The organism is Flavobacterium sp. KH_001 (genome assembly GCF_057840745.1).
In genome coordinates this window covers 3,932,272-3,958,136 of the sequence record NZ_CM174520.1, presented here as the reverse complement: position 1 = coordinate 3,958,136, position 25,865 = coordinate 3,932,272, and the positions used below count along the sequence as shown (strand labels likewise).

At 33.2% G+C, this 25,865-nt stretch carries 20 protein-coding genes; 11 read left to right on the top strand and 9 right to left on the bottom strand.

Annotated elements, in window-relative coordinates; translation table 11 throughout:
- Positions 1-93 precede the first annotated feature (93 nt).
- Positions 94-2,667 carry a glycoside hydrolase family 9 protein gene (locus AC3ITQ_RS17230; protein ID WP_489235368.1) on the top strand — a complete coding sequence of 858 codons (2,574 nt, stop codon included), beginning with the start codon at positions 94-96 and terminating at the stop codon, positions 2,665-2,667.
- A 372-nt stretch (positions 2,668-3,039) separates the two neighbouring features.
- Entirely contained in the window at positions 3,040-4,206 is a 1,167-nt protein-coding gene (locus AC3ITQ_RS17225; RefSeq protein WP_489235367.1) for an alpha/beta hydrolase-fold protein, read from the top strand.
- A 76-nt stretch (positions 4,207-4,282) separates the two neighbouring features.
- On the opposite strand, the gene AC3ITQ_RS17220 is transcribed toward AC3ITQ_RS17225, so the two are convergent.
- The gene (locus AC3ITQ_RS17220) at positions 4,283-6,736 is read right to left on the bottom strand and encodes a glycoside hydrolase family 9 protein (protein ID WP_489235366.1); all 2,454 of its coding nucleotides are present in this window, start codon (positions 6,734-6,736) and stop codon (positions 4,283-4,285) included.
- A gap of 580 nt (positions 6,737-7,316) precedes the next feature.
- The gene (gene mnmE / locus AC3ITQ_RS17215; protein ID WP_026983996.1) at positions 7,317-8,717 is read right to left on the bottom strand and encodes a tRNA uridine-5-carboxymethylaminomethyl(34) synthesis GTPase MnmE; all 1,401 of its coding nucleotides are present in this window, start codon (positions 8,715-8,717) and stop codon (positions 7,317-7,319) included.
- A 183-nt stretch (positions 8,718-8,900) separates the two neighbouring features.
- On the opposite strand from mnmE, the gene AC3ITQ_RS17210 reads away from it, so the two are divergent.
- Positions 8,901-9,734 carry a universal stress protein gene (locus tag AC3ITQ_RS17210; protein WP_489235365.1) on the top strand — a complete coding sequence of 278 codons (834 nt, stop codon included), beginning with the start codon at positions 8,901-8,903 and terminating at the stop codon, positions 9,732-9,734.
- A 67-nt stretch (positions 9,735-9,801) separates the two neighbouring features.
- Positions 9,802-11,574: a MutS-related protein gene (locus tag AC3ITQ_RS17205; protein WP_489235364.1), complete on the top strand. Its 1,773-nt coding sequence runs from the start codon at positions 9,802-9,804 to the stop codon at positions 11,572-11,574.
- Between the two features lie 205 nt (positions 11,575-11,779).
- On the opposite strand, the gene AC3ITQ_RS17200 is transcribed toward AC3ITQ_RS17205, so the two are convergent.
- From AC3ITQ_RS17200 to AC3ITQ_RS17170, 7 genes are all read right to left on the bottom strand, one after another.
- Positions 11,780-12,409, bottom strand: a complete 630-nt coding sequence (locus AC3ITQ_RS17200; RefSeq protein ID WP_489235363.1) for a DsbA family oxidoreductase — start codon at positions 12,407-12,409, stop codon at positions 11,780-11,782.
- Between the two features lie 386 nt (positions 12,410-12,795).
- A complete protein-coding gene (gene dnaN, locus AC3ITQ_RS17195) occupies positions 12,796-13,914 on the bottom strand; it encodes a DNA polymerase III subunit beta (RefSeq protein WP_026984000.1) in 1,119 nt (372 codons plus the stop codon).
- A 106-nt stretch (positions 13,915-14,020) separates the two neighbouring features.
- Positions 14,021-15,706 carry a gliding motility-associated ABC transporter substrate-binding protein GldG gene (gene gldG / locus AC3ITQ_RS17190; RefSeq protein ID WP_489235362.1) on the bottom strand — a complete coding sequence of 562 codons (1,686 nt, stop codon included), beginning with the start codon at positions 15,704-15,706 and terminating at the stop codon, positions 14,021-14,023.
- Positions 15,706-16,431 (bottom strand): gliding motility-associated ABC transporter permease subunit GldF, encoded by a 726-nt coding sequence (gene gldF / locus AC3ITQ_RS17185; protein ID WP_489235361.1) that lies wholly within the window; start codon positions 16,429-16,431, stop codon positions 15,706-15,708. Before gldF ends, gldG begins: the two co-directional genes overlap by 1 nt.
- A gap of 166 nt (positions 16,432-16,597) precedes the next feature.
- On the bottom strand, positions 16,598-16,894 hold the full coding sequence (locus AC3ITQ_RS17180; protein ID WP_489235360.1) for a putative quinol monooxygenase: 297 nt from the start codon (positions 16,892-16,894) through the stop codon (positions 16,598-16,600).
- Between the two features lie 168 nt (positions 16,895-17,062).
- Positions 17,063-17,578: a hypothetical protein gene (locus AC3ITQ_RS17175; protein WP_489235359.1), complete on the bottom strand. Its 516-nt coding sequence runs from the start codon at positions 17,576-17,578 to the stop codon at positions 17,063-17,065.
- 43 nt (positions 17,579-17,621) lie between these two features.
- The gene (locus AC3ITQ_RS17170) at positions 17,622-18,452 is read right to left on the bottom strand and encodes an SAM hydrolase/SAM-dependent halogenase family protein (RefSeq protein WP_489235358.1); all 831 of its coding nucleotides are present in this window, start codon (positions 18,450-18,452) and stop codon (positions 17,622-17,624) included.
- Between the two features lie 183 nt (positions 18,453-18,635).
- On the opposite strand from AC3ITQ_RS17170, the gene AC3ITQ_RS17165 reads away from it, so the two are divergent.
- The 7 genes from AC3ITQ_RS17165 to AC3ITQ_RS17135 all read left to right on the top strand — a co-directional run bounded on the left by AC3ITQ_RS17165 (position 18,636) and on the right by AC3ITQ_RS17135 (position 25,833).
- Entirely contained in the window at positions 18,636-19,586 is a 951-nt protein-coding gene (locus tag AC3ITQ_RS17165) for a PhoH family protein (RefSeq protein ID WP_026984005.1), read from the top strand.
- Between the two features lie 140 nt (positions 19,587-19,726).
- The gene (locus tag AC3ITQ_RS17160; RefSeq protein WP_489235357.1) at positions 19,727-20,212 is read left to right on the top strand and encodes a hypothetical protein; all 486 of its coding nucleotides are present in this window, start codon (positions 19,727-19,729) and stop codon (positions 20,210-20,212) included.
- Positions 20,209-20,571, top strand: a complete 363-nt coding sequence (locus AC3ITQ_RS17155; RefSeq protein WP_489235355.1) for a DUF1801 domain-containing protein — start codon at positions 20,209-20,211, stop codon at positions 20,569-20,571. Before AC3ITQ_RS17160 ends, AC3ITQ_RS17155 begins: the two co-directional genes overlap by 4 nt.
- 139 nt (positions 20,572-20,710) lie before the next feature.
- Complete coding sequence (locus AC3ITQ_RS17150) at positions 20,711-21,541, top strand: Cof-type HAD-IIB family hydrolase (protein WP_489235354.1); 831 nt, start codon at positions 20,711-20,713, stop codon at positions 21,539-21,541.
- Positions 21,542-21,659: 118 nt separating this feature from the next.
- Positions 21,660-22,247, top strand: a complete 588-nt coding sequence (locus tag AC3ITQ_RS17145) for a DUF502 domain-containing protein (RefSeq protein ID WP_489235353.1) — start codon at positions 21,660-21,662, stop codon at positions 22,245-22,247.
- Positions 22,248-22,399: 152 nt separating this feature from the next.
- On the top strand, positions 22,400-24,748 hold the full coding sequence (locus tag AC3ITQ_RS17140) for a S9 family peptidase (protein ID WP_489235352.1): 2,349 nt from the start codon (positions 22,400-22,402) through the stop codon (positions 24,746-24,748).
- Between the two features lie 131 nt (positions 24,749-24,879).
- A complete protein-coding gene (locus AC3ITQ_RS17135; protein ID WP_489235351.1) occupies positions 24,880-25,833 on the top strand; it encodes a phosphoribosylaminoimidazolesuccinocarboxamide synthase in 954 nt (317 codons plus the stop codon).
- The last annotated feature ends 32 nt before the right edge of the window (positions 25,834-25,865 follow it).

Genomic DNA, 25,865 nt, shown 5'->3' with positions numbered 1-25,865 from the left:
TCTGGCGGTGAATTCTCTTAGCCCCAAAACATGACATTAAACAATTCACCAGTCCAGGTACTTGTTGTTGGCTTAATAATTAAATATAAAATTATGTATAAACTTAATAGCATGTTAATGGTTATTTTCACTAAGATTTTATTGAAGGAAGTGCTTCTTTGTTGTTGTTTGTTTAGTCTTTCAAACAAGTCATTTTCTCAGAATGTAGTATTAAACGAAAAGGAATATTTTGAAACTCCGGGGCTGAATGTCTGGGTTTTTAATAATGAATACAACGGAATGTTTTTCGATGAAAAAACGGCCGGAATAGAATTTATTCACCATGGTGTCAGAACGGTAACGGGCGGTGCCATCAGGCTTCAGAATACACCGGAACAATGGGATTTAATTCCGAAAATGATCAGCCGAAAAGTCGATAAAGAAAAGAATTCCATTGAAGTTACCCTGCGATATGAGGAATTTAATTTTGACTCCAAAATTATAGTTACTGCAAAAGGAAAAGGTTTTGTTATCGATGTTGTATTAGAAAACCCCGTGCCAAAAGCTTTAGAAGGAAGGGCAGGATTTAATATGGAATTTATCCCTACTTCTTATTTTGAAAGTAATTATGTTGTAGACGGAAAAGCGGGAAATTTTCCCCGATATCCTGCAAGTAATACTGAGATTCGGCCTTTAGCTGAAAAAATCCCTCAGTTTGCCGGACATACCACATTTGACGATCGTGGAAGGAATGAATTTATAGCAACGCTTCCTTTAGAAACGGGTAAGAGTTTCATCTTTGCACCTGAGAATCCGGAGCGTACCGTAAAAATTCAGTCTGAAGATCAGGATGTAATGCTTTTTGATGGTAGAAATTTGGGACAGAATGGATGGTTTATAGCCAGAAGTATTCTTCCGTCAAACAAGAAAGGAAAAGTAATGACCTGGTATGTAGAACCTAATGCGATACCCAATTGGAAAAGAGAACCCGTAATTGGTTTTTCACAAGTGGGTTATATGCCGGGACAAAAGAAAGTAGCGGTTGTCGAACTGGATAAAAATGACAAAGCGTTAAGTACGGCTTCAATATTTAAACTAGATGATAACGGAAAATTTACAGAGAAATTAAAAGCAGATGTCAAGGTTTGGGGAAATTATCTAAGGTATAATTATGCACAGATTGATTTTAGTGCTATCAAAGAAAAAGGGCTTTATTATATCCAATATGGAGATCAAAAAACAAATACTTTTCAGATAGAGGATGATATTTATTCGAAGATATGGTATCCAACTATGGATGTCTGGTTTCCTGTTCAAATGGATCACATGGAAGTGAACGAGGCGTATAGAGTTTGGCACGGAAAGCCATTTTTAGACGATTGTCTTCAGGCACCAATCAATCACGAACACTTTGATGGCTATAAGCAAGGCCCTACGACAGATACAAAATACAAACCTTTAGAACGTATTCCAGGAATGTCAGTAGGCGGCTGGTTTGATGCCGGTGATTTTGATATTCAGACTTTTTCGCATGTGAGTGTTATCAATAGTTTTGTAGAATCCTGGGAAGCATTCAAAGTAAACAGGGATGAAACTTACATTGATCAAAAAACACAGTTTGTAGACATTCACCGTCCAGATGGCCAGCCTGATATGCTACAGCAAATTGAACACGGCGTTTTGAATCTGGTAGCACAAGTTGAAAATATTGGTCATCCTGTTAGAGGGATAGTCGTACCAAATCTCCATCAGTACCATCATTTGGGAGATGCTTCAACCGAAACCGATAATCTGCCCTATAATCCCGCTCTTAAACCTTTTGAATCTAATGGCGTTTCCAGCGGTACAAAAGATGACAGATGGGCTTTTACCAACCGAACTTCATTTTTGGATTTCAGAACTGCTGGGGCATTGGCAGCTGCAAGCAGAGCTCTTAAAGGTTATAATGATGCACTTGCTGCCAAATGTTTAACTCTTGCTAAAAAGCTGACGAACGAAGCAACTGAAATAGATAAAAAAGCAAAACCGGACAACAGCCCAATGTCCAGATGGGGTAAAGGGAGTGATATGATTGCTATCCTGCAACTCTACTTAAGCACAAAAGACGCGTTGTATAAAAAAGGTTTTGAAGATAAAATATGGAAGCTTTTGGATGATAATTTAGATTTTAATATGAACTCCGCTTTATTGGCTGTTTCTGCTATGGATGCTGCTTACAAACAAAAATTACGTGCTTATGTAGTCAAGTATAAAGAAAAAATGGACAAAGAAAATGCCGAAAATCCGTATGGTGTTCCAATTACAAAAAGAGGCTGGGGAGGCAGTTCACAAGTTATCAATTGGGCAAGCACAAACTACTATATTCATAAAATCTATCCTGATATCATGGACAAAGAAAGTGTTTATCAAGGATTGAATTATATTTTAGGCTGCCATCCGTATTCTAATTTATCGTTTGTAAATGCGGTAGGAAACAGATCCAAAAAAGTGGCGTATGGAGGCAATCGCGCTGACTTTACCACAATTGCAGGCGGAGTTGTTCCGGGGCTTATTTTTCTAAAACCGGATTATCTGGAGAATAAAGATGACTGGCCATTTTTTTGGGGAGAAAATGAATGTATAATTGATGGTGGTGCGTGGTATGTTTTTCTGGCGAATGCCGTGAATGACCTGGCTAAGGAGAAATAGTAAACAGGATTAAATTTAACCGCAATCCCGATAGCTATCGGGAGCAAAGAGATTACGTAGTCGTAAAGTTTTTTTCACGCAGATTCTGCAGATTTTGGCAGATTCAACAGATTTATTAATTATCTGCGCATATCTGCTTAAATCTTTTTAAAATCTGCGTAAAAAAAAACTTCTCGGTTTTGCGGCTTTGCGAGATTAAATAAAAACTTTGTGAATCTCTGCGAAACCTTTACGTATCTCTGTGGTACCTCACAAATGAGACAAAGTTTTATTGACAAAGCTTAGCGAACTTAAAAGACAATGTAAACACAAAGAAAAAAAACCTTTGCGTGCTTTGCTGTAAAATTAACCACAACATAAACAAAAATAAAAATGAAACGATTTCTAAATATTACCCTATTAATTTCCTGCTTATGTTTGGAGACAGGCTGGAGTCAGGAAACACAAATTGTCGAAAACTTTAAACCATCATCTGTTAATCAGGTAGATAAGCAATTTCCGCAGGTTAATTCGCAGCGACGTGTACGAGCGAGTATTTCGGCACCCGGTGCTACTAAAGTACAGCTTGATCTTGGCGGAGTGAAATATGATATGCGAAAAGATGAAAATGGAGTATGGACCGGAGAGTCGAATCCGCAAGACGAAGGATTTCATTATTATCAGCTAAACATTGATGGGGCTTCTGTTCCGGATCCGGGAAGTTTGTATTTCTACGGAGCAGGAAGGTCGGGAAGTGGAATAGAAATTCCCTCGGAAGATCAGGATTTTTTTGCGTTAAAAAATATACCACACGGTTTGGTAAGCGAAAATATTTACTTCTCAAAACTAACCAATTCTTTTAGACGCTGTTTTATTTATACACCTCCAGGTTATAATGAAAATACTAAGACACGTTATCCGGTATTATATTTACAGCACGGAAGTTTTGAGGACGAAACAGGCTGGTCAGCACAAGGTAAGGCAAATTTAATTTTAGATAATCTGATTGCTTCAAAACAGGCAACTCCCATGATTATTGTAATGAATAATGGCTACGCTTATAAACCACAAACCAACGAATCAAAGGATAAAAAAGAGCGTCCGGAATCTATCTTTGAAGAAGTGCTTATTACAGAAGTTGTTCCGATGATTGATACTAAGTTTCGCACGTTGGCCAATCGCGAACATAGGGCTATTGCTGGTCTTTCGATGGGAGCCAATCAAACGATGCGAATTATGATGAACCATCTGGATACTTTTTCCTATTACGGAGGATTTAGCGGTACAGCTAATTATCCGAGTATAGATCCCATTGATACTAATAGTTTTTTAGAAGGAAAATACAAAGACGGTCCGGCACTTAATAAAAAAATAAAGCTTTTTTGGTTAGGCTTAGGGACTAAAGAACCTAGTCCGTTTCCTAAATCAGTTGGTGCTTTCAAAACCATGTTAGACCAGCAAGGAATTAAATATGTTTATTATGAATCGCCTGAAACGGCTCATGAATGGCTTACATGGCGTAGATGTTTATATCAATTTGCTTCTAAGTTATTCAAATAGTATTCGAACAGTCAATAAAAAAAGATCAATTTGTGGAAAAAATCTTCTACAAATTGATCTTTTTTCTTGCTTAAATTTAATTTCCAAAATGTTTTTGGACTGCCAGAACTAAGAACATAAAATCGGTAGATCCGCCGCCCATAACGTATTCTGTTTGTTGCCAAAAGAAAGGCCATTTTTTAAGTTCGGGCAAGTTTGGTCTAATAAGCGCTGTACCAGAAGTAACTCCACCGGGAATGTACGACCAATCTGCACGGTTCATACCATAAGCAACTAACAATGAATTTGATCCAATGCCCGAAGCAAACGATGCGGTATTATTACCCGGATGAACTCCAAGAATAAAATTCAATGCATTACTATATACCTCAGAAGTAGTAAACTCGGGCCATGATTTCGAAAAATAATATTGTTGAACGCCAAACTCCTGCAAAGTCCATCCTGCTCCCCAAATATTAGGGGTGTATGGAACTCCATATGGAGAATCTGTAAGTGCATTGTTTTTGGTTTTAATACTCCATTTTTTTGCTTCAGCATTTAATTGATCAAGAAATGATTTATCCTTGATAAGATGTTTTACCCTTCCAACTTTCCATCCTGATTTTTCAAAATTCTTCAATACATCTTTTTGCATACTGACAATTTCATTTATGTAAATCGCTTCATTGGTTGCCAATGCCAATTCAACCAGTACCATTATTTTGCCATCAGCTTTTATTGATTCGCTATAAGAAGTTTTATAAAGTGCTTTTGCAGTTTCAAGACATTCATTGGCTAATTTTGGGTTAGTACTCTTTAAAACACGATACGAAGCAGCAAGTCCGGCAGCCACATACAATTCCCTTTCAGGATTATCTTCTGTAAAAACCCATCGGTCATCATCTTTTGCACTCGGATTAGCACTCCATTTATTATCAGTAACGCCTCCAAAATCACCAAGAAGGACATATTGTTTTAAATCATTTGTAATTATTCCTCTATATAACCGTCCCATAGCACGATAGGCTCCCAAAACGGAAGTAAGCCCGTGTTCCATTTGCTGTAAAGCATCCGACTTGCCGTCTGGCTGATGAATTTCTACTATTCTCTTATCATTATCAATGCTGGTTACATCATACGATTCAATAGTAAATTCTTCCAGCATTAAAGCGAGATTCCAAATAGTACCAATTTGAGATTCAACCCTTAAATCATCATCTCCCGCATCATGCCATCCACCCTGATTTAAATTCGGAACAACTTCGTTCGGTTTATACTTTGTAAGTGTTGAGGAACCCTGGACATAACCATCAAAATGATTGATGTTAATTGGAGCCATCTGCGCATCATCCAAATGACAGTAGTTATGCCAAATTCGATATTTTTCATTCACTCGCACATGACACATTTGAACCGGTAAAAAGTATTCCAAAATCGGCTGCCAAACATTTCGATCATATAATTTGTTACTTATTTGAAAAGGAGATGTTTCATTTCCTTTATAACTCAGCGTATACATTCCTTCTTCTTTTACTTCAGAAAAGTCTAGTTGAAAGTAGTTGTATCTTAAAAAATTACCCCACTTTTTAGGGTTTATGGTTTTGATGTTTTTTTTGCCGAACTCATCATGTTTTATCAAAATTACTTCTGATGTTGCTGAATCATTTGGATCAGTTTCAAGAATAGCTACCTTTGATTGTGTTGGATAGTAGCCCACCTGTGAAACCTGAACTACCGGTTTATATGTCCAATTTGGAATAACATTTGGAGAGACAATAATGTCGATGACCCTTTTACCGGAATTTTTAGAGATAGGAGCGCGGACAATAAACCAGCCATTATTATGATTGATTCTTCCATCCCATAAAGCAATCTCTTCTAAATTAGATTCAATAGTTACTCTTGATAAATCACTTTCGGGAGCAATTGTAATTCTCTTTCCTTTACAAAGTGGTGTTCCCAGGTTCTGTCCATCAATTTGTGATTGAACAGGCCCATAAGGAGAATGGGTAAAAATGCCAAAATTTCCATCACAGATATAAGATTTTCCAAATAAGTCACCAGGAAACAATTCAATATTAAAACCAATTTTACCTAACCATTTTACATCAACCTCATTTTCTAAATCGACCGTAATTCGAAAATTATTTCCTTCAGTAGGCGTTACGTTCACTTTATACTTTAATTTCAAATCCGGATAATCGATTGGATTAAAACCAATATGATTTTTAGTTTCATCTGGATAGGATAAGGATTGTGAAATAGTTTGTGTAACAGGGTCAATTTTTTTCTCTGCTTCTTTTGGCACGGGAGACCATTGCCCAGGCGAAATTTCTAATCTCAAATCTCCATTTGCCATAACACGTTCGCCATGTTGAATCATGGTTACACCCGTTTGATGACCATCAGGATAGATATCATCAAAAACGGTAACTTCTATTCCACGGGCCGAAAAATAACCTTTTGGATGGAGTTTCAAATTTTGGGCCACCATTTTTAGTTGCAACATCACTGCTATTAATACAAAAACAAGAAGAGCTTTATTTTTCATTATTTTTTTTAGGTGTTTTGGTTAATATTATATAATGAATGCAAATAGGCTAATTTTAATTAATTGGATATTCAAATAATGCCATTAAGTTTATAAATATAGTTTTCTACTAATAATCTGAATAACAAAATTGAAGCATAATGTAGAAAAATTGATGCGCTTTGGATCACTTAATTTTCATACACGAGCATTTTTAACGATGCAAGGCGATAAAAGTGTGAATTTAATTTAAGTAAATATTCTTGGATAGCATCATTAGCAAGTTCATCTGGAGAAATATCTAATTAGTACACAAAAGATAGTACTGATAAACTTAAACCTTATTTGAATCCTAATAAAATATTTTTTTTAGAAATTTATTGTTCAGAATTCAATATTAATTTTAGTGTCTCTACGTGCCATGATTTGACACAAAGAAAAATATTTTGTACCTCAAAATGACGAGGTACAACAGGTGGACAAATTTAAGCAAAATATCTCCTAATATCCAAAGTAAAAAGGAATTAAAAAACGAGTTAAAATATTGTTTATAAATATATTAACTCGTTTATCTGTTGTTGTTTTTTGTTGTTTTGTTCTGCTATTTTCCGATGCAGAAATTAGCAAAAATATTCCCTAGTAGTTCGTCGTTAGAGACCTGGCCTGTAATAAGTCCAAATTGATATAAAGCTTCACGGATATCAAGCGCAATTAAGTCACTCGAAAGATTGGTTTCAAGACCAAATTTTACTTTTTGTATTTCATCTAAAGCTTTTAATAAAGAATCATAATGCCTTGTATTCGTTACAATTGTTTCATTATTTCTTAAAGCTCCTGTATTAACAAAAGAAAGCAACTGATTCTTTAATTCATCAACACCAATGTTTTCTTTTGCGGAAATTTTCAAAAGTTTCAGGTTTAAAGTTTCAAGTTTTTGGTTGATGTTTTCGATTTCATTTGCGTTTAATAAATCAACTTTATTTATAACAACCAAAATAGGTTTAAGCGGATATTTATTTTTTACTTTTTCAATTTCGACAATATAGTCAGAACCTGAAACCTGAAACCTGAAACCATCAAACAAAAAGATCACAACTTGAGCTTGTTCTATTTTTTCGAAAGTTTTTTTGATTCCGATACTTTCTACGACATCTTTAGTTTCTCGGATTCCTGCAGTATCAATGAATCTAAAGCCTATTCCGCCAATAACTAATTCATCTTCGATAGTATCTCGTGTTGTTCCGGCAATGTCTGAGACAATGGCACGCTCTTCGTTTAATAAAGCATTTAATAAAGTTGATTTTCCCACGTTTGGTTCTCCAACAATCGCAACAGGAATACCGTTTTTAATAACATTTCCAACAGCAAACGAGTCGATTAAACGTTTCAGTACAAATTCGATTCGGTTTAGTAATTCGTGGAATTGAGTTCGGTCTGCAAATTCAACATCTTCTTCTGCAAAGTCTAGTTCCAGTTCAATTAAAGAAGCAAAATTTAAAAGCTCTTCACGTAATTTGGCAATTTCATTACTAAAACCACCACGCATTTGCTGCATTGCAATTTGGTGCGAAGCTTCATTATCTGATGAAATCAAATCAGCAACGGCTTCTGCTTGCGATAAATCTAGTTTTCCATTTAAGAAAGCTCTTAAAGTAAACTCTCCCGCATCAGCCATTCTACATCCTTTTCTCAATAGTAACTGAATAATTTGCTGCTGAATATAAGTTGATCCATGACAAGAGATTTCGATAGTATCTTCACCCGTATAAGAGTTTGGTCCTTTGAAAACAGAAACTAAAACTTCATCCAGTGTTTTTGAATCATCTATTATATGACCCAAGTGCAAAGTATGCGTTTTCTGCTTAGTTAAATCTTTGTTTTTGATGGATTTAAAAACCGAATTTCCGATAGTGATAGCTTCGGAACCTGAAATACGAATGATAGCAATAGCACCTGCTCCTGATGGAGTAGCCAATGCAACTATAGAATCTTGATTTATCATGGTGCAAAGGTATAAAAAAAGGCATAAAGTTCCGAAGTGGAAGTCGGGGAAGATATCTTGTTTTTTACTTTTATAAGTTGATATTTTAAGGAATTAATAAATGTTAAATTACTGATAATTATCAGGTTGTTTTGTTTTTAGAATGATTAAATTTGAGAAAACAATACTTTAATCCTAAGCAAAATGAAAAAGATATTATTTCCCACAGATTTTTCTGAAGCAGCTACTAATGCATTTGTTCATGCGCTAGAATTTGCTAAAATTGTCAATGCCGAACTGGTTTTGTTACACACATTTGAGATTCCGGTTTATGATAGTCAGTTTTTTCCAGAAAATTACGCTTCGATTTACAGCTCAATAGAATTAGCTAAATTTGAGATGTTTAAGGATGAAATTCCTAAACTTAGAACTATTGCTATGGAACGAAACTTAGAGGATATAGTGATAAAACATCGTTTGATGGATGGAGATTTAATTTATAATTTAAAAAATGCCGTTGAAGAGGATGAGATTGATTTTGTTATTATGGGAACTACGGGCGTTTCAGACTGGACTAAATTTTTTACAGGATCAAATACAAACTCAGTAATTTCTGAAGTTAAAGTTCCGGTTTTATGCATTCCTGTTACTGCAAAATTTCATAAAATAAAAATCATTGGTTTCACTACCCGTTTTCGTGAAAAAGATAAAACCGAACTTCGCAAAGTGATTGAAATAGCTAAGAAAACAAATGCAAAAGTAAAATGTTTATATGTTAAGACTTCTAATTCAGATGTTTCAAGCGCCACAATTAAAGAATGGGAAAATGAATTCAAGGGCGATCATGTTGAGTTTTTAGTATTGCCAAGCGATGAAGTTAAGGAAACCATTCTTGATTTTATTCTTTATAAAGACATTGATATTCTGACTACAATTACACATAAAAGATCTTTCTTCGAAAGTATTTTTGAATCTAGTTTTACAAAAAAAATTGCCAAAGAAGTTTCGGTTCCGGTTTTAGTAATGCATGAAACTTAAAATTCGGTTTTTTTAAGATTGATTTTATGATGCAAAACTTATATTTGTATCTCATCAAATCAATACAATGAATTCATATCAAAATAAGGTTACCCATTATTCAGAACTTTTTAGTAACATCAATAAAAGATACAATAGCATTAGTTTACTGCGTTTATTAAGTGTTTTTCTATGTTTGTTTATGTTGTTTTATTACATCAAAACCAATGAAACTTTTTACGTAGTTCTTGCTTTTCTATCTTTTGTTGGTTTTATTTTTTTAATGAGAATCCATTCCAAACTATCTTTTCAAAAGCAACTTACAACGGCACTTTTAAAAATCAATCAAAACGAAATCTCCTATCTGAAAAGGGAAAAGCTTCCTTTTGAAAACGGAATTGAATTCAATGATTTTCATCATCCTTACGCTTATGATTTAGATGTTTTTGGTGAACATTCTTTGTTTCAAAATCTAAATAGAACTGCTACTTATATTGGGAAAAAGACGTTAGCAAACCAATTGTTAACTCAATTTCCGAATGAAGTTATTCTGGAAAACCAGGAAGCGATAGATGAACTGAAATCTAAAATCGATTGGAGACATGATTTCCTGGCATTGGCAGCAATTAGCAATGACTCCAAAGCTTCTTACGATTCTATATTGTATTGGAATTCATTTAAAAATAATACTTTACCTAAAGTTTTAATTGTACTTTCATTTGCTCTTCCAGCTTTGTTTTTGGGAGTTTTAACTGCTTATTTCATTACTTCTAAAACTATTTTATTATCCTATCTGAGTTATATTTTTATTTCCAATTTGATGGTCGTGGGAAGATCATTGAAAAGAATCCAGTCCGAAATTGCGAAGGCAGATAACATTGATAAAATTATAAAGCAATACAGTTTATTGGTTCAGAAAATTGAAAGCGAAACTTTTCAATCAAAGAAATTAAAAGATTTACAGCAGCAGCTTATTTTTAAAAATGCCACGGCGAGTGTACATTTGAAACAGTTGTCTGAGTTGTTTTCCAGAATGGATACGATTAGTAATTTAGTAGCTGCGACGTTATTTAACGGAACATTTTTGTTTAATCTTCATGTTTTAAAAGCATTGTTAAAATGGAAAGAAAATTATTCTCAAGAATTTGAAAAATGGATTGCTATTATTGGAGAATTTGAAGCTTTAAATAGCTTGGCAAATTTGGCCTATAATAATCCAGATTTTGTTTTTCCTGAAATCAACTCAGAATATAAAATCGGTTTTAAAAATCTAAGTCATCCGCTATTGAACCCGGCAACCAGAGTAGGGAATGATACTCATTTTTATCCTGAATCTTTTATGATTTTGACGGGCTCGAATATGTCCGGAAAAAGTACTTTTTTAAGAAGTTTAGGAGTGAATATGGTTTTAGGTGGAATAGGCTCAGTAGTTTGTGCTTCAGAAGCTAATATTCACGCACTTCCAGTTTTAGTTTCAATGCGATTGTCCGATTCTTTAGCAGATAGCGAATCGTATTTCTTTGCTGAAATTAAGCGTTTAAAGCAAATTATGGATGCCGTAGAAGAGAAACCGGCTTTTGTTTTACTAGATGAAATTTTAAGAGGAACAAACTCAGATGATAAACGAAACGGAACTATTGAAGTAGTAAAAAAGATAATTGCTAAAAATGCAATTGGAGCGATAGCAACACATGATATTGAAGTTTGCTTAACAACAAATGAATATCCTGATATACTAACAAATCAATGTTTTGAAGTAGAAATCAAAAACAACGAATTGCATTTTGATTACAAACTTCGTAATGGAATTTGTAAAAACAAAAGTGCTACATTTTTAATGCAGAAAATGGGAGTTATCTAGGGTTTTAGATTTTAGATTTTAGAAAATAGAGAATAGAATACAGAATGTAGATTTTGATTTTTGAACAGTTTTTGCTCTGCGCTAAGTAGAAGAGTTATAATTTGCGCTTAGTTTTTCATTTCTAAAAAAGAAAAACTAAGCGCAAATTATCCAAAAAGGCAAATCTATCATCTATATTCTATTCTCTATTTTCTAAAATCTAAAATTACTTCTGTGCTTCTTTAATAGTATTAACAAAAGCCTCCACGGGCTGAGCGCCTGAAACAGCATATTTTCGATCAAAAACAAAAAAGGGAACTCCTTGCACACCATTTTCCTGAGCTTCTCTAATGTCGCCTTTTACATCGCTTAGATAAAGGTTTTCATTCTCTACTACTTCCTTTACTTCATTTGAATCTAATCCAGCCTGAATTCCAAGTTCAATTAAAGTTTGAGCATCGTTTAGATCTTTTCCGTCAGTGAAATAAGCTTTAAAGAAAATCTCTTCCATTTCATCGCCTAGCTTTTTAGCTTTCGCCAAATGAATAATACGATGTGCTGTCAGTGAATTCGAAATAATAGCTTTGTCAAAATGATAATCCAAACCAACGCTTTTTGCGCGTTCTACCACACCTTTATGCATTTCTATAGATTGTTCAACTGAAATGCCTTTTCGTTCAGCTAAAAACGTATAAACGTCTTTTCCGGATTGCGGTTCAATAGTTGGATCAAGTTGAAAGCTTTTCCACTCAATTTCAAAATCATTTCCAGGAAACTCCTCTAAAGCGGTTTCCAATTGTCTTTTTCCGATATAACAAAACGGACACATGATGTCCGACCAAATTTCTATTTTCATAATACAAAGTTAGAAAAAATAGTTTCAAGTTTCTATTTGTTTCAGGTTTCAGGTTCTTTCTTTGCGCATATTTAACCGCAAAGTTCGCAAAGATTTTTATGCATAGGTTGATTTTAAATACACAAAGTACGCAAAGCTGTATAGTAATGCTTTGCGTACTTTGCGTAAAACCTTTGCGAACTTTGCGGTTAAATATACACAAGCCTTAATCGCATTTCAACCTGAAACCTGAAACTAAGCTAAAATAAAAAACCGCAAATCTTTTAAAAAGAATTGCGGTTTCTAGGTATAAAAAATGGTTGGTTAATAGCGATATTTTTTTTTACAATGATATGTCTTTAATTCGAAACTAAAAAAAATCCCTGTAACAAAAAGAAGTTTTGATGTTAACTATTTAACATTACAGGCATTACCAACATTGTAACAGTTTCTCCTTCTTCTAAACCATCAACTGGCGTAAGAATCCCGGCTCTGTTTGGTAATGACATCTCTAACATGATCATGTCTGATTGTAAGTTGGTCAACATTTCAGTTAAAAAACGGGAATTGAAACCAATTTGAAGATCATCTCCCTGATAATCACAAGTCAATCTTTCTTCTGCTTTGTTTGAGTAATCAATATCTTCTGCAGAAACATTTAATTCAGCTCCGGCAATTTTTAAACGAATTTGGTGTGTAGTTTTGTTTGAGAAAATCGCAACACGCTTAACTGAACTTAAAAATAAAGAACGGTCAATCATTAATTTATTTGGATTTTCTTTTGGAATTACCGCTTCGTAATTTGGGTATTTTCCATCAATCAAACGACACATTAAAATATAATTATCAAATGAAAAAGTTGCATTTGAATCGTTGTATTCAATTTTCACTTCAGCGTCAGAACTTCCTAAGATACTTTTTAAGATATTCAAAGGTTTCTTTGGCATAATAAAATCAGCTACCTGAGATGCTTTTACATCTGTACGGGCATATTTTACTAATTTATGAGCATCAGTAGCAACAAAAGTTAAACCTTCTGGTGAAAACTGGAAGAAAACGCCAGACATTACCGGACGTAAATCATCATTTCCGGCAGCGAAAATTGTTTTGCTTACTGCAGTTGCTAAAACATCAGCAGGAACTAAAGTTACAGAAGGATCTTCAAGATTTACAGATTTTGGAAATTCTTCTCCAGCTGCATAGGCTAATGCATATTTCCCTGAATTAGAACTAATTTCAACTGTATTATTATCTTCAACTGTAAAAGTTAAAGGTTGTTCTGGAAACGTTTTTAAAATTTCAAGCAAAAGTTTTGCAGGCACAGCCACGCTTCCTTTACTTTTAGAATCGATTGATAATGTAGCCGACATTGTAGTTTCAAGATCTGAAGCCGAAACTGTCAACGCATCATTGTCTAGTTCAAATAAAAAGTTGTCTAAAATAGGCAACGTGTTGTTACTGTTAATTACACTACCTAAAACTTGTAATTGTTTTAATAAGTACGAACTCGATACTATAAATTTCATCTGTTTTGTTTTATTTTTTGATGTGTTTTTTAGCAATTAGAGGCTAAATATACGGATTACAAATATATCGTAAACTATCTTAGTTTTGCAATTTTTTTATTAACATCTATTTACTGTATTTTCTTTTTCTCATATAAGTGAATACAAGTCCGAAAACCAATAAAATTAGAATTGGAAGTCCGATAGTTATGAATTGCGTCATTGTATAGTTTTCATAAACTTTATCCTTATCCAATAAAGGCAAATCAACATCTTTACTTCTAATGTTAATAAGTCCGGTATCGTCTAACAAATAATTGATGCAATTCATCATGAAATCTTTGTTGTCATATAAATTCCCTGTGCGTTGATCATAGCCTAATTCTACGGGCATCATGTTTTTATCTAATTGATTTCGCGCCAAATCTCCATCGGCAATAACAATCATTTTATTTGGTTTTCCTTTTGCCTGAAACGCATTTTCCTTGAATGGCAAAACACGATTCTCGAAAGCCGAGTGAAAATCTCCTTCTAATAAGACAGCTAACGGTGAGTTTCCTTTATTTAAATATTCTTGAGGAGTCGTTTGCTCTGTCACAATATTTAAGTTGATTTCAGTTGGAGTTCCAATTTTCTTAGAATATTGCGAAGACTGTAATAAAACCGTTTTCTTGATTCCGTTTTTCAAAGTGTCAATTGGACTTGCAAAATCAAATTTAATCTGGCCTAAATTTTTAACGATTGGGTGTTTGCTAGAAGGTATTACAATAGGAGCGTATTTCCATTTAAATTCCTGGTATTGAGTTGCGCTTCCTTGCTCTCCGGTTGCCAGTTTGATTGGACTTCCGTATTCGTCTTTTATTAAATCAGGATTAATTCTGAATCCGTATTTGAAGAACATATCGTTCAGATTCAAATCTCTTGGATAGGCCAGAGTAGCACCAGATTGATTGTACAAACTGTCCATGTCAGCAGCAACCTGATCGATTAACCACAACGTTTTTCCGCCGTTCATGATGAACTGATCTAAAACCTGTTTTTCTTCATCAGAAAAAGTTTCAGTTGGTTTTGCGATAATCGCCAAATCATATTTTTTAAGAGCATCTAAAGTTCCGGTTGGATTCTTAGCAACTGAATCTAATGTGAATGGCCCAATGTAATAGCTTTCTTTAATTTGTCTCAACATTTTGGCAACATGAACCTCGTTCATTTCGCCATTTCCTTTTATGAAAGCAACTTTCTTTTGTTTCGCTTTAGTAATTTTATTGATAGCATCTGAAATAGAATATTCTAAATGCTGAATCGAACCGATAACTTTTTGTTCAGTCGAAGCACCCATAATGTTTTTCAACAGCGGAATATTCACTTCTTTATTGTCGTAAACGGCAATTGCCCAAGGGAAAACCATCGCCTGAGATTGTTTTCCTTTATCGTCAACAGTGATGTTTATTGGCGTTAATCCTTTTTGATAAAGTGATTTAACCATTTCCATACTTTCGTCTTCGTTCTCCATCGGATTAACAAATTCGAAAACAATATTATTGTTATAAGCCTGAAATTCTTCTAATAATTGTTTGGTTTCTTGTTGCAAACGTCTGAAATCTGCGGGCAAATCACCTTGCATATAGATTTTAATCGAAAGCGGGTTCTTTACTTGTTTTACAATTTGTAAAGAAGTTTCAGATAAAGTATAACGCTTGTCTTTGGTTAAATCGAATCGATGGAAAAACAATGTTCCCAATACATTTAAAACAATTAAAACGAAAACGGTAATACCTAAAACTTTGATATTTTGTTGAGTAGATGCTTTCATTACGCTTTAAAAGATTTTAATTGATAAACAGTAAAAGACAAAAACAATACAGTAATGCTTAAAAAATAAATTACATCACGAGTATCGATCACACCTCGACTCATACTTTTAAAGTGATCCTGCATTCCAAATGCTGATACAATATTAGATTCTCCAGGAATCAAAGAAGCCAGCCCCTGAAAACCAAAATAATAGAAAAAACATAGAAAAACCGCGATGATAAATGCCACGATTTGATTCTCTGAAAGGGTAGAAGTGAAGATCCCAATTGCAGAATAAGAAGCAATCAAAAACAACAATCCGAAGTAAGAACCAATTGTACTTCCCATATCAATATTTCCTTCAGGCAAGCCTAAATTCGAAATCACCTTCACATAAATAAATGTTGGTACAATTGCTAAAACGATCAGAAATAGGGAACCTAAAAATTTACCGTTTACAATTTCCCAAATCGATAATGGCTTAGTTAAAAGTAACTCTAATGTTCCTTGTTTTTTTTCATCAGAGAAACTTCTCATCGTAACCGCCGGAATCAGGAAAATCAGAATCCATGGTGCTAAAGTGAAGAACGGGGTTAAATCGGCATAACCGGTATTTAATATGTTATAATCCCCTTCAAAAACCCATAAAAATAGTCCGTTACTAATTAAGAAAATAGCAATGACCAAATAGCCAATAGGAGATCCAAAAAAGGATTTTATTTCTCGTAAAATGATTGATTTCATTATTTTTTGTTTATTTTTTGTTTCAGGTTTCAAGTTCCAGGTTCTCTACTTTGTGAACTTTACGTTTTTAAAAAACCTTGTATTATAATCTTTGCGCCCTTTGCGGTTAAATTGTTCCGATTTTCAGATCCAGTATGTAACTTGAAACCTGAAACTTGAAACAATTTTAAACTAAAGAAACCACTTTATCCACACTCCAAGCTTCTGGTTTTGAATTAAATAACTTTTTAGTGAAATCCCAAACGGAATTAAAAAGTTCAGATTGTCTGTAATTTTCTAAATCTTCTTCCGTTTCCCAATAACTGTAAGTAAAAAAGATGCATTTGTCATTCTTATCCTGATACAATTCTAAAAAACGATTTCCTTCGGCATTTCGTATTTTATCTTTTACGGTGTCAAAATTCTCCAGAAAATCCGGGATTTTTTCTTCGTGAAAGCTCATTTTTACTATTCTAACGAACATGTTTAAAATTTTAGATTTTAGATTGCAGTCCCTACACTTTGGGGATAGATTAAAAATCTGCAATACGGGCGCAAAAGTACCAAAATGATTGTTCTTTTTATTATAATTCTGTTTCTTGTGAAAATAATTTTTATGAAGCTTTAAATTAGAGTTTAATTTGTATTCTGATTAATCCTTAATTATTGCCTTTAATTTAAATGTTTTCTGATCTTTATCTCTCATAAATTCATAAAGCTTTTCATTGAACAAGTTTTTTAAATACTCCCAACTACTTGCATTTATACCGCCATTTCCATTTTTATCAATATTGTTAACGATTTTAAGGTTGCCAATAAATTCAAAATTATCACGAAATTTCATGAAGTCTTTCTTCCATATAATAAAATTATAAGAACCTAAAAGATATGGTTTTATTTCTGGGTGAATTGCCCACATTTTTTCTAATTCTTCATCTGAATGTTTATAGAAGTTATTCTTTGTAGTGTGTCCAATTCCGAAAAAACTACTTTCTTTAATTACCTCAATTGTGGGTTTTTCCAGATTATCGATTGTTAACGCACAAAAGGTAAAAGTATGTGGACTTTTTTCTTTATAGGTACTTGTACATAGAAGAACTTTGTATTTGTTACTAATATTTTTAAAGGTTAAAAGATCACCTTGATGTATGTCTTTAATTTTTTCCATATTACTTTTTAGTATTGTAATAATGTAAATCTTTTAAAAAAAGCTAGCTCAAAAATTGAATGGTAATGACATCCCGATAATTCAATCCCAACAGGCTATTTGCAGAACCCACTTTTGAAGGATTACTCCTAAAAATGGCAATCTCGAGAAAACCGGCTTCATTAAAAATAGCTAATTTTTCGCCCTCATATGTTTTGATTGGATATTTATCAGATGTTGCAATTGCTGAGTAATTCGGCAGAATTGTTTTGATGCTTTTGGGCTTCATCACAATTTCGTACGGACGGCCTTTGGAAACTTCTATAAATTGCTGTTTTGAGATGTTGGTCACAATATTTCCAAAATGGTCAATGTAAATAACATATCCTTTTAGTGAATTTCCATCGTTAGCAACCACCGCTTGTAGTTCGGTAATCTGTTTAATACCGGTAACTTCTTTCCCGATAACATTTAGTAAGCCGCCTTTTGCAATATGGCAGGCTACTTGTATAAAAATATCCAAATCGCTGAATTCAGCCGGAAAACGGTCGTGAATATTGATTTCGACAATTTTTTGCGGAACGATTTTTTGCGTAAGCATACTTAAAATTCCGTTATCAGCGCAAATAAAGTAATGATCGTTCCATTGCATCGCAATATGTTGATTTTCTTTATTGCGCTCAATATCAACACCAATAAGATGCACAGTTCCTTTAGGAAAACTTAAATAGGATGCGCCAATAACATAACTTGCTTCAGCTGTATTAAATGGATCTATATCGTGCGAAATGTCAACAATTTGAACCTCTGAATATTCAGAAAGAATTTTACCCTTTAGCGAACCAACAAAGTGGTCTTTTAAGCCGTAATCAGTAGTAAGGGTAATTATTGACATAATTTTGTTTATAACTATTGGTAGTATTTAAATCTAATTTTCATTAAATTTGAGAAATGCAAATCTAATAATACTAAATACAAATTGAAAGAAAGAAAAGACAATTTGCATTTAAAGATATGAACATACCCGACAACCACCGATTTATAAAACTGATTTATTTTTAATTTAAAACTACTTCATTTGAACGAAAGAATTATCGAGCTAATAGACATCGCTCCAAAAGACTTTTGGGGCGCTCAAGACTCTCATCTTGAAATAATTAAAAAGTACTACCCAAAGCTTAAAATAGTAGCGAGAGGGACGACTTTAAAAGCATTTGGCGAAAAAGAAGTTTTAGATGAATTCGAAAAAAGATTTCAAAGGTTAATGCTGCATTTTACCCGATACAACAACATTGATGATAATGTAATTGAACGCGTAATTATGAGTGATGGTCAGGATGAAAAAAAATCATACGATCATGACAAAATATTAGTTCATGGGGTTGGAGGTAAAATAATTAAGGCCATGACGCCTAACCAGCAGCTACTGGTAGATACCATCAAAAAAAACGATATGGTATTTGCAGTTGGTCCTGCCGGAACCGGTAAAACTTATACCGGTGTAGCAATGGCGGTTAAAGCGCTTAAAGACAAAGAAGTTAAAAGGATCATACTTACGCGGCCAGCGGTTGAAGCAGGAGAAAATCTTGGTTTTTTACCTGGCGATATGAAAGAAAAACTGGATCCGTACATGCAACCTCTTTATGATGCTTTGCGCGATATGCTTCCGAACGAAAAACTCGAAGATTACATTTTAAAAGGAATTATTCAGATTGCGCCATTGGCATTTATGCGTGGGCGCACACTTGATAATGCTTTTGTAATTCTCGATGAAGCTCAGAACACTACGCACTCACAAATGAAAATGTTTTTGACCCGTATGGGAAAAAACGCCAAGTTTATGATTACGGGAGATCCTGGACAGGTAGATTTACCACGCAGAACTATTTCTGGTCTTAAAGAAGCCATTTTGGTTTTGAAAGACGTTGACGGAATCGGGATTATTTATCTGGATGATAAAGATATCGTACGTCACAGATTAGTGAAAAAGGTAATTGACGCTTATAAACAAATTGAAAATCACGATTAATTTTATAAAATGTCAAATGTAAATCGTGAAATGTGTTTTGACATTTACTAATATTCGTTTTCTACATTATCTTTAATAGGAATGTGGAAAACGAATATTTTTTTTGAATTAGAAAATTAGATTTTAAAATAAACTTCCGAATGATAATTAGAATATTTACTTTTTTACTCTTGATATTTTTGATTTCTTGCAAAAAAGTAGAAATTCCTGTAAATAAATTTATTGGGACCTGGTATGATACAGAATACATAGTTCCTGGTAGGTCAAGTATAAAAATAAATAAAGACAGTTCTTTTTCTTATAGAAGTGCAGGCTGTGATTGGAGGGTATTATCAAAAGGGAAGTGGAAAATAATTGGAGATTCAATAGAATTAAACAGTACAACTAGTGATACATGTTATAGAATGTTTCCTTTTGTTGAATGCATTCCTTTTGGAAAATACAAAAGAAATGATCTATTGACAATTCCAAACTGTGATCCCAAAAACGATGCTTCTTTTGCGATTTTCAATAGAGAAATATTTTATATTAAAAATGATTCTCTAGTTTACAAATTAAAAGCCAATTCTAATTGTCCTGATACTTTGAAAATAAAGTATGCAAGAACTCAAAAGATTAGAAAATGAAACAACTAGATGATTTCTACTTAAAACAAGAAGAACCTGTAAAAGGCGTATTTCTTGTATTAAGAGAAATTATTATAAAACAAGATCCTGAAATTACTCATGTTCTAAAATACGGAATGCCCTTTTTCTGCTACAAAGGAAAAATGTTCTGCTATTTGTGGATTCATAAAAAACACAAACTACCATACATTGGAATTGTGGAAGGAAAATATTTTGATGAATCCTTTTTGCTTCAGGAAGTACGTTCAAGAATGAAAATTATGTTGCTTAATCCTGATGAAGATTTGCCTTTGGAACAAATAGAAAGGGTTATTCAAAAGGCATTAAATTTATACAAATCCGGAATTATAAAAGTTTAAATTATTTATAATTCAATATTTAACGAAATAGTTAAATAAATAATAAACTTCGCTCATTTAAGGCTTTTGCAGCTTGTAATCTTTGTTCTTCTGCGCCTAAAGCCGTAAATTTGCATTCTATAAATACTTGATTTTTAATATGACTAAGCTTAAAAATATAAAAGTTGTAGTAAGTGACCTTGACGGAACTTTACTCAACCCTCAACACAAAATTTCAGATTATACCAAATCCATTTTTCAGGAACTTCACAATCAAAATTATCTTATCGTTGTTGCTACAGGCCGTCATCATCTTGACGCGATGGCTATTATTGAAACACTTGATGTTCCGGTATATTTAGTGAGTTCAAACGGAGCGAGAATCCATTCACCTAATAAAGAAGAACTTTTTTCATTCAACTTAGACAGTGAGGTTGTAAAAAATGCTTTGAATGTTGATATTGACCCTGCTATTACGGTAGTTTTATTCAAAGAAAATGTTTGGCAAACCAATAAAATAAATGAAAAATTAAACGCTTTTCAGGCTGAACTAAAATATCGCCCGGAATTGGTTGATTATAAAACATTAGAAGATTTTGGAGCAATCAAAATTTTCTTCTCGTGTGATGATCATGAAAAGCTAGTAAAATTGAAAGATGACATTTTAGCCAATTCTTCAGAACATTTACATCACGCTTTTAGTTTGCCTACTTGTTTAGAATTTATGGATAAAGCGGTAGATAAAGCGGTTGCGATTGAAAAAGTTTTAGAAAAAGAAGGGTTTACTTTAGAAGAAGCAGTTTCTTTTGGAGATGGTTTCAACGATGTTCAAATGTTGTCTGTATCGGGAAAAGGTTTGATTATGGGGAATGCTCCAGCTTTATTAAAAGAAACGTTGCCTAATTTAGAGGTTATTAAAACCAATACTGAAGACGGAGTTGCGAAATATATTTCTTCAAAAATATTAGATAAAGAATTTGTAATTGGTTAATTTTTAAATATTTACCAATAAAACATATTGCTGATTAAAGCTGAATTTATAAATTTATAGGAAATTTACCAGAGTTTGGTAAAACCTATTTTAAATAATTAACTTAATTATCAGTATTATGGACAAGTTTTTACTTCAGGTTCAGAAAAATTGTATTTCTGGAATTATCCTTTTATTACCTCTGGTTGTTTTCTTTATGATTTTGGAGAAAGTTTGGGGATTTTTTCAAAAATATGGAGACAAATTTTCTCAGTTCTTGCGTTTAGATAAAGTCTTCGGACCAATTGCAAGTGATGTTATGGGAGGTATCTTTTTATTAGTATTGATTTATTTCAGCGGTTATTTAATGCAGTTTTCTTTCCTGAAAAAATTTACGGAATGGATTGATAATAAATTAATGGTTTTCTTGCCAGGCTATGAAAAAAATAAAAAATTAGCAGAAGAAAAATTGGCAAAAGAAATGGGTAAACCAATTACAGATTTGCCGATTTTACTAAAATCGGGAGATTATTGGCAACCTGCCCACTTAATCGAAGAAAAAGATGATGGGAGTGCCGTAGTTTTTGTACCTGCTGCACCTTCTAAAGATCACGGGCAAATTTATGTAGTGAATATTTCAAACATTAAAAGATTACCAGCGACAACTTTAGGAAGTTTGAATGAATCTATAAAATCAATGGGAAAAGGAATTTTGGAATTTAAATGATTCTTTTGCCTCCATAAATATGTAATCCTTGAAATTTTTTCAGGGATTTTCTTTTTTAATTAAGTACTAATCTAAGACCAGGAGATCAATAAAGAAAAACAATTTTTTTAATAACTTTCAAAGTGTATTTTTGTTTTCTCAAAACAACTACCATGACAAAAAACATTTTTATCCTTGCCTTTTTATTTCTTTCCATTACTGGTAAAAGTCAGAGTTTGAAATTAGAAGAAATAATGAAAGGAGAATCTTTTATTGGAAATCAACCAACAAACGGACGTTGGTCCTTAGACGGGAAAAAGGTTTATTTTGAATGGAACCCGAAAAATGAATTGGGAACAAGCACTTACTTCTGGCAAAAAGGAATGACCAAACCCGAGATTATTTCTCCAAAAGAAGAAGCTTTTTCTCAAATGGATTTTAAAACAAAACCTGGATCAGATGTTGTTTATTTTCTGGACAAAGGAAGTTTATATTCTTATTCCATTCAAGCCAAAACTTCAAAGAAATTAATTCAACAATCTACAGCAATTTCTAATTTACAGTTAGGATCTCAGGCTGGAATTTTATTTTTTGAACAAAACGATAATATCTTTAAATACAATACTAAAGAAGGAACTGTTTTACAAATAACCAACTTTAACAAAGGAATTAAAAAAGAAACTAAACCTGAAAAAGAAACTTTTTTAAACACACAGCAAAAAGAATTGTTTCAGTTCATAAAAGATAAAGAAGCCAAAAAACAATGGAATCTAGCTAAAAGCAAAGCAGTAAAATCTGATTTTGTAAAAGAGTATTTTTATGGAAAAGACCAGTTTTTTAACCTGAAAGCAAATCCAAATGGAAATTTTGTTACTTTTTTATTAGTTGAAGAACCTGAAATAAAAAAGGAAACAATGGAGGTTTTTATTACCGCTGATGGCTATAATCAAACTCCGGAAACAAAAGAGAAAGTTTCTACAGCCAATTTTGTTAAAACTAAATTCGGGATATACTCTGTTGCAAAAGACTCAGTTTACTATTTAAATTTTTCAAGTTTAAATCATATTCAGGATACCCCAAAGTATTTTGAATTGTATGATAATTTAAAAAACAAACCTAGAGAAGATAAATTGATTGTTGCTCAGGCGCCAGTTTATAACGAAGATGGTTCATTAGCGATTGTCGAAATCAGAAGTCAGGACAACAAAGACAGATGGTTAGTAAACTTAAATTTGGATAAAGGGACTTTTGAAGAGATAGAATACCAACACGATGAAGCCTGGATTGGCGGGCCTGGAATTCCGGGATATTCTTTTGAATCAGGAACTCTTGGTTTTTTAGCAGATCAGGAAACTATTTATTTCCAATCTGAAGCTACAGGATATTCTCATTTGTATACTTATAATGTAAAATCTAAAAAGAAAACGCAACTAACAAAAGGAAATTGGGAAGTTCGTGATGTTACTCTCTCGAAAGATAAAAAAGCATTTTATTTAACGACAAATACAACGCATCCAGGAAATAGAAATTTTTACAAACTAGCCGTTGCGGATGGTGTTTTACAACCCATTTTAACGACAGATGGCGCACATGAAGTTGTGCTTTCTCCTGATGAAAAATCGCTTTTAGTTCGATATTCCTATAAAAATATTCCTTGGGATTTTTATTTAGCTGATAATAAGAAGAACACAACTTTACAGCAAATATCTTCTTCAACTACAGAAGCTTTTAAGAAATACCAATGGAGAACTCCCGAAGTCATTACATTCAAAGCGCAAGACGGAACACCAGTTAATGCAAGAATTTATACGCCTAAAGCAGAAGTTTCCAATAAAGCTGCTGTAATTTTTGTGCACGGAGCTGGATATCTTCAAAATGCTCATAATTTTTGGAGCAATTATTATAGAGAATATATGTTTCATAATTTGTTGACTGATTTAGGTTATACTGTTTTAGACATTGATTATAGAGGTAGTGACGGTTACGGTAGAGATTTCAGAACCGGAATTTATCGTTTTATGGGAGGAAAAGATTTATCTGATCATCTTGACGGAAAGAAATTATTAGTGGAGAAATATGGTATTGATGTCAATCGAGTTGGGATTTATGGAGGTTCATATGGTGGTTTTATTACTTTAATGGGAATGTTGACGACTCCTGGCGAATTTGCTTCGGGTGCGGCTTTGCGTTCTGTTACAGATTGGGCACATTATAATCACGGATACACAGGAAATATTTTGAATTTTCCAGAAACTGATCCAGAAGCTTACAAAAAAAGCTCACCAATTTATTTTGCTGATAATTTAAAAGGAAACCTTGTAATGTTACATGGAATGGTTGATGATAATGTTGAATATAAAGATGTTGTGCGTTTATCCCAGCGTTTTATCGAATTAGAAAAGAAGAACTGGAGCTTAGCTTCTTTTCCGGTGGAATCTCATGGATTTAAAGAAACGTATTCGTGGATTGATGAATACAGCAGAATCTTAAATTTATTTAATTCAACGCTTCTTAAAAAGTAAGCTAGCAGTCATAGTTTTCAGTCGTAGTTTGGCCGACTAAAAACTGTGACTGAAAACTGAATAACTTTCTTGTTTGCTCTTTTAATTAGTTTTAAATTTGCATTCGTAAAACAACAACACAACATAGGATAATGAGCAATACAATTACAACAACAAATTTTAATTTTCCGAATCAGAAATCAGTTTATCGCGGAAAAGTTAGGGAAGTTTATAATATTAATGATGAACTTTTAGTAATGGTGGCAACGGACAGACTTTCGGCTTTTGATGTGGTTTTACCAAAAGGGATTCCGTACAAAGGACAAATTTTGAATCAGATTGCAACCCGATTTATGGAGTTAACAGAAGATATTGTTCCAAATTGGTTGATTGCTACACCAGATCCAAACGTTGCTGTTGGACATTTATGTGAGCCATTCAAAGTAGAAATGGTAATTCGTGGTTATGTTTCAGGACACGCCGCTCGTGAGTATGCTGCAGGAAAAAGACAGATTTGCGGTGTAACTATGGCAGAAGGTTTAAAGGAAAATGATAAATTTCCAGAGCCAATTATTACGCCGACTACAAAAGCTGATAACGGTTCTCATGATGAGGATATTTCTCGTGAGGATATATTAGCAAAAAGAATTGTTTCTGAAGAAGATTATATTGTTTTAGAAAAATATACACGTGATTTATTTCAAAGAGGAACTGAAATCGCTGCAAGTCGTGGTTTGATTTTAGTTGATACAAAATATGAATTCGGAAAAACAAAAGATGGTGTTATTGTTTTAATTGATGAAATTCATACGCCAGATTCTTCTCGTTATTTTTATGCTGAGGGATATCAGGTAAGACAAGAAAAAGGAGAGGAGCAAAAACAATTGTCAAAAGAGTTTGTACGTCGTTGGTTGATCGAGAATGGTTTTCAAGGTCAGGAAGGACAGCAAATTCCAAATATGACTGATGAATATATTGAATCTGTGTCTGAAAGATACATTGAATTATACGAGAATATTTTAGGAGAAAAATTTGTTAAAGCTGATATTGCAAATATTGATCAGCGTATTAATAAAAATGTATTGGAATATCTTAGTTCTAAATAGTAACTTTTCGTTTTAAACTTATATGGATATCC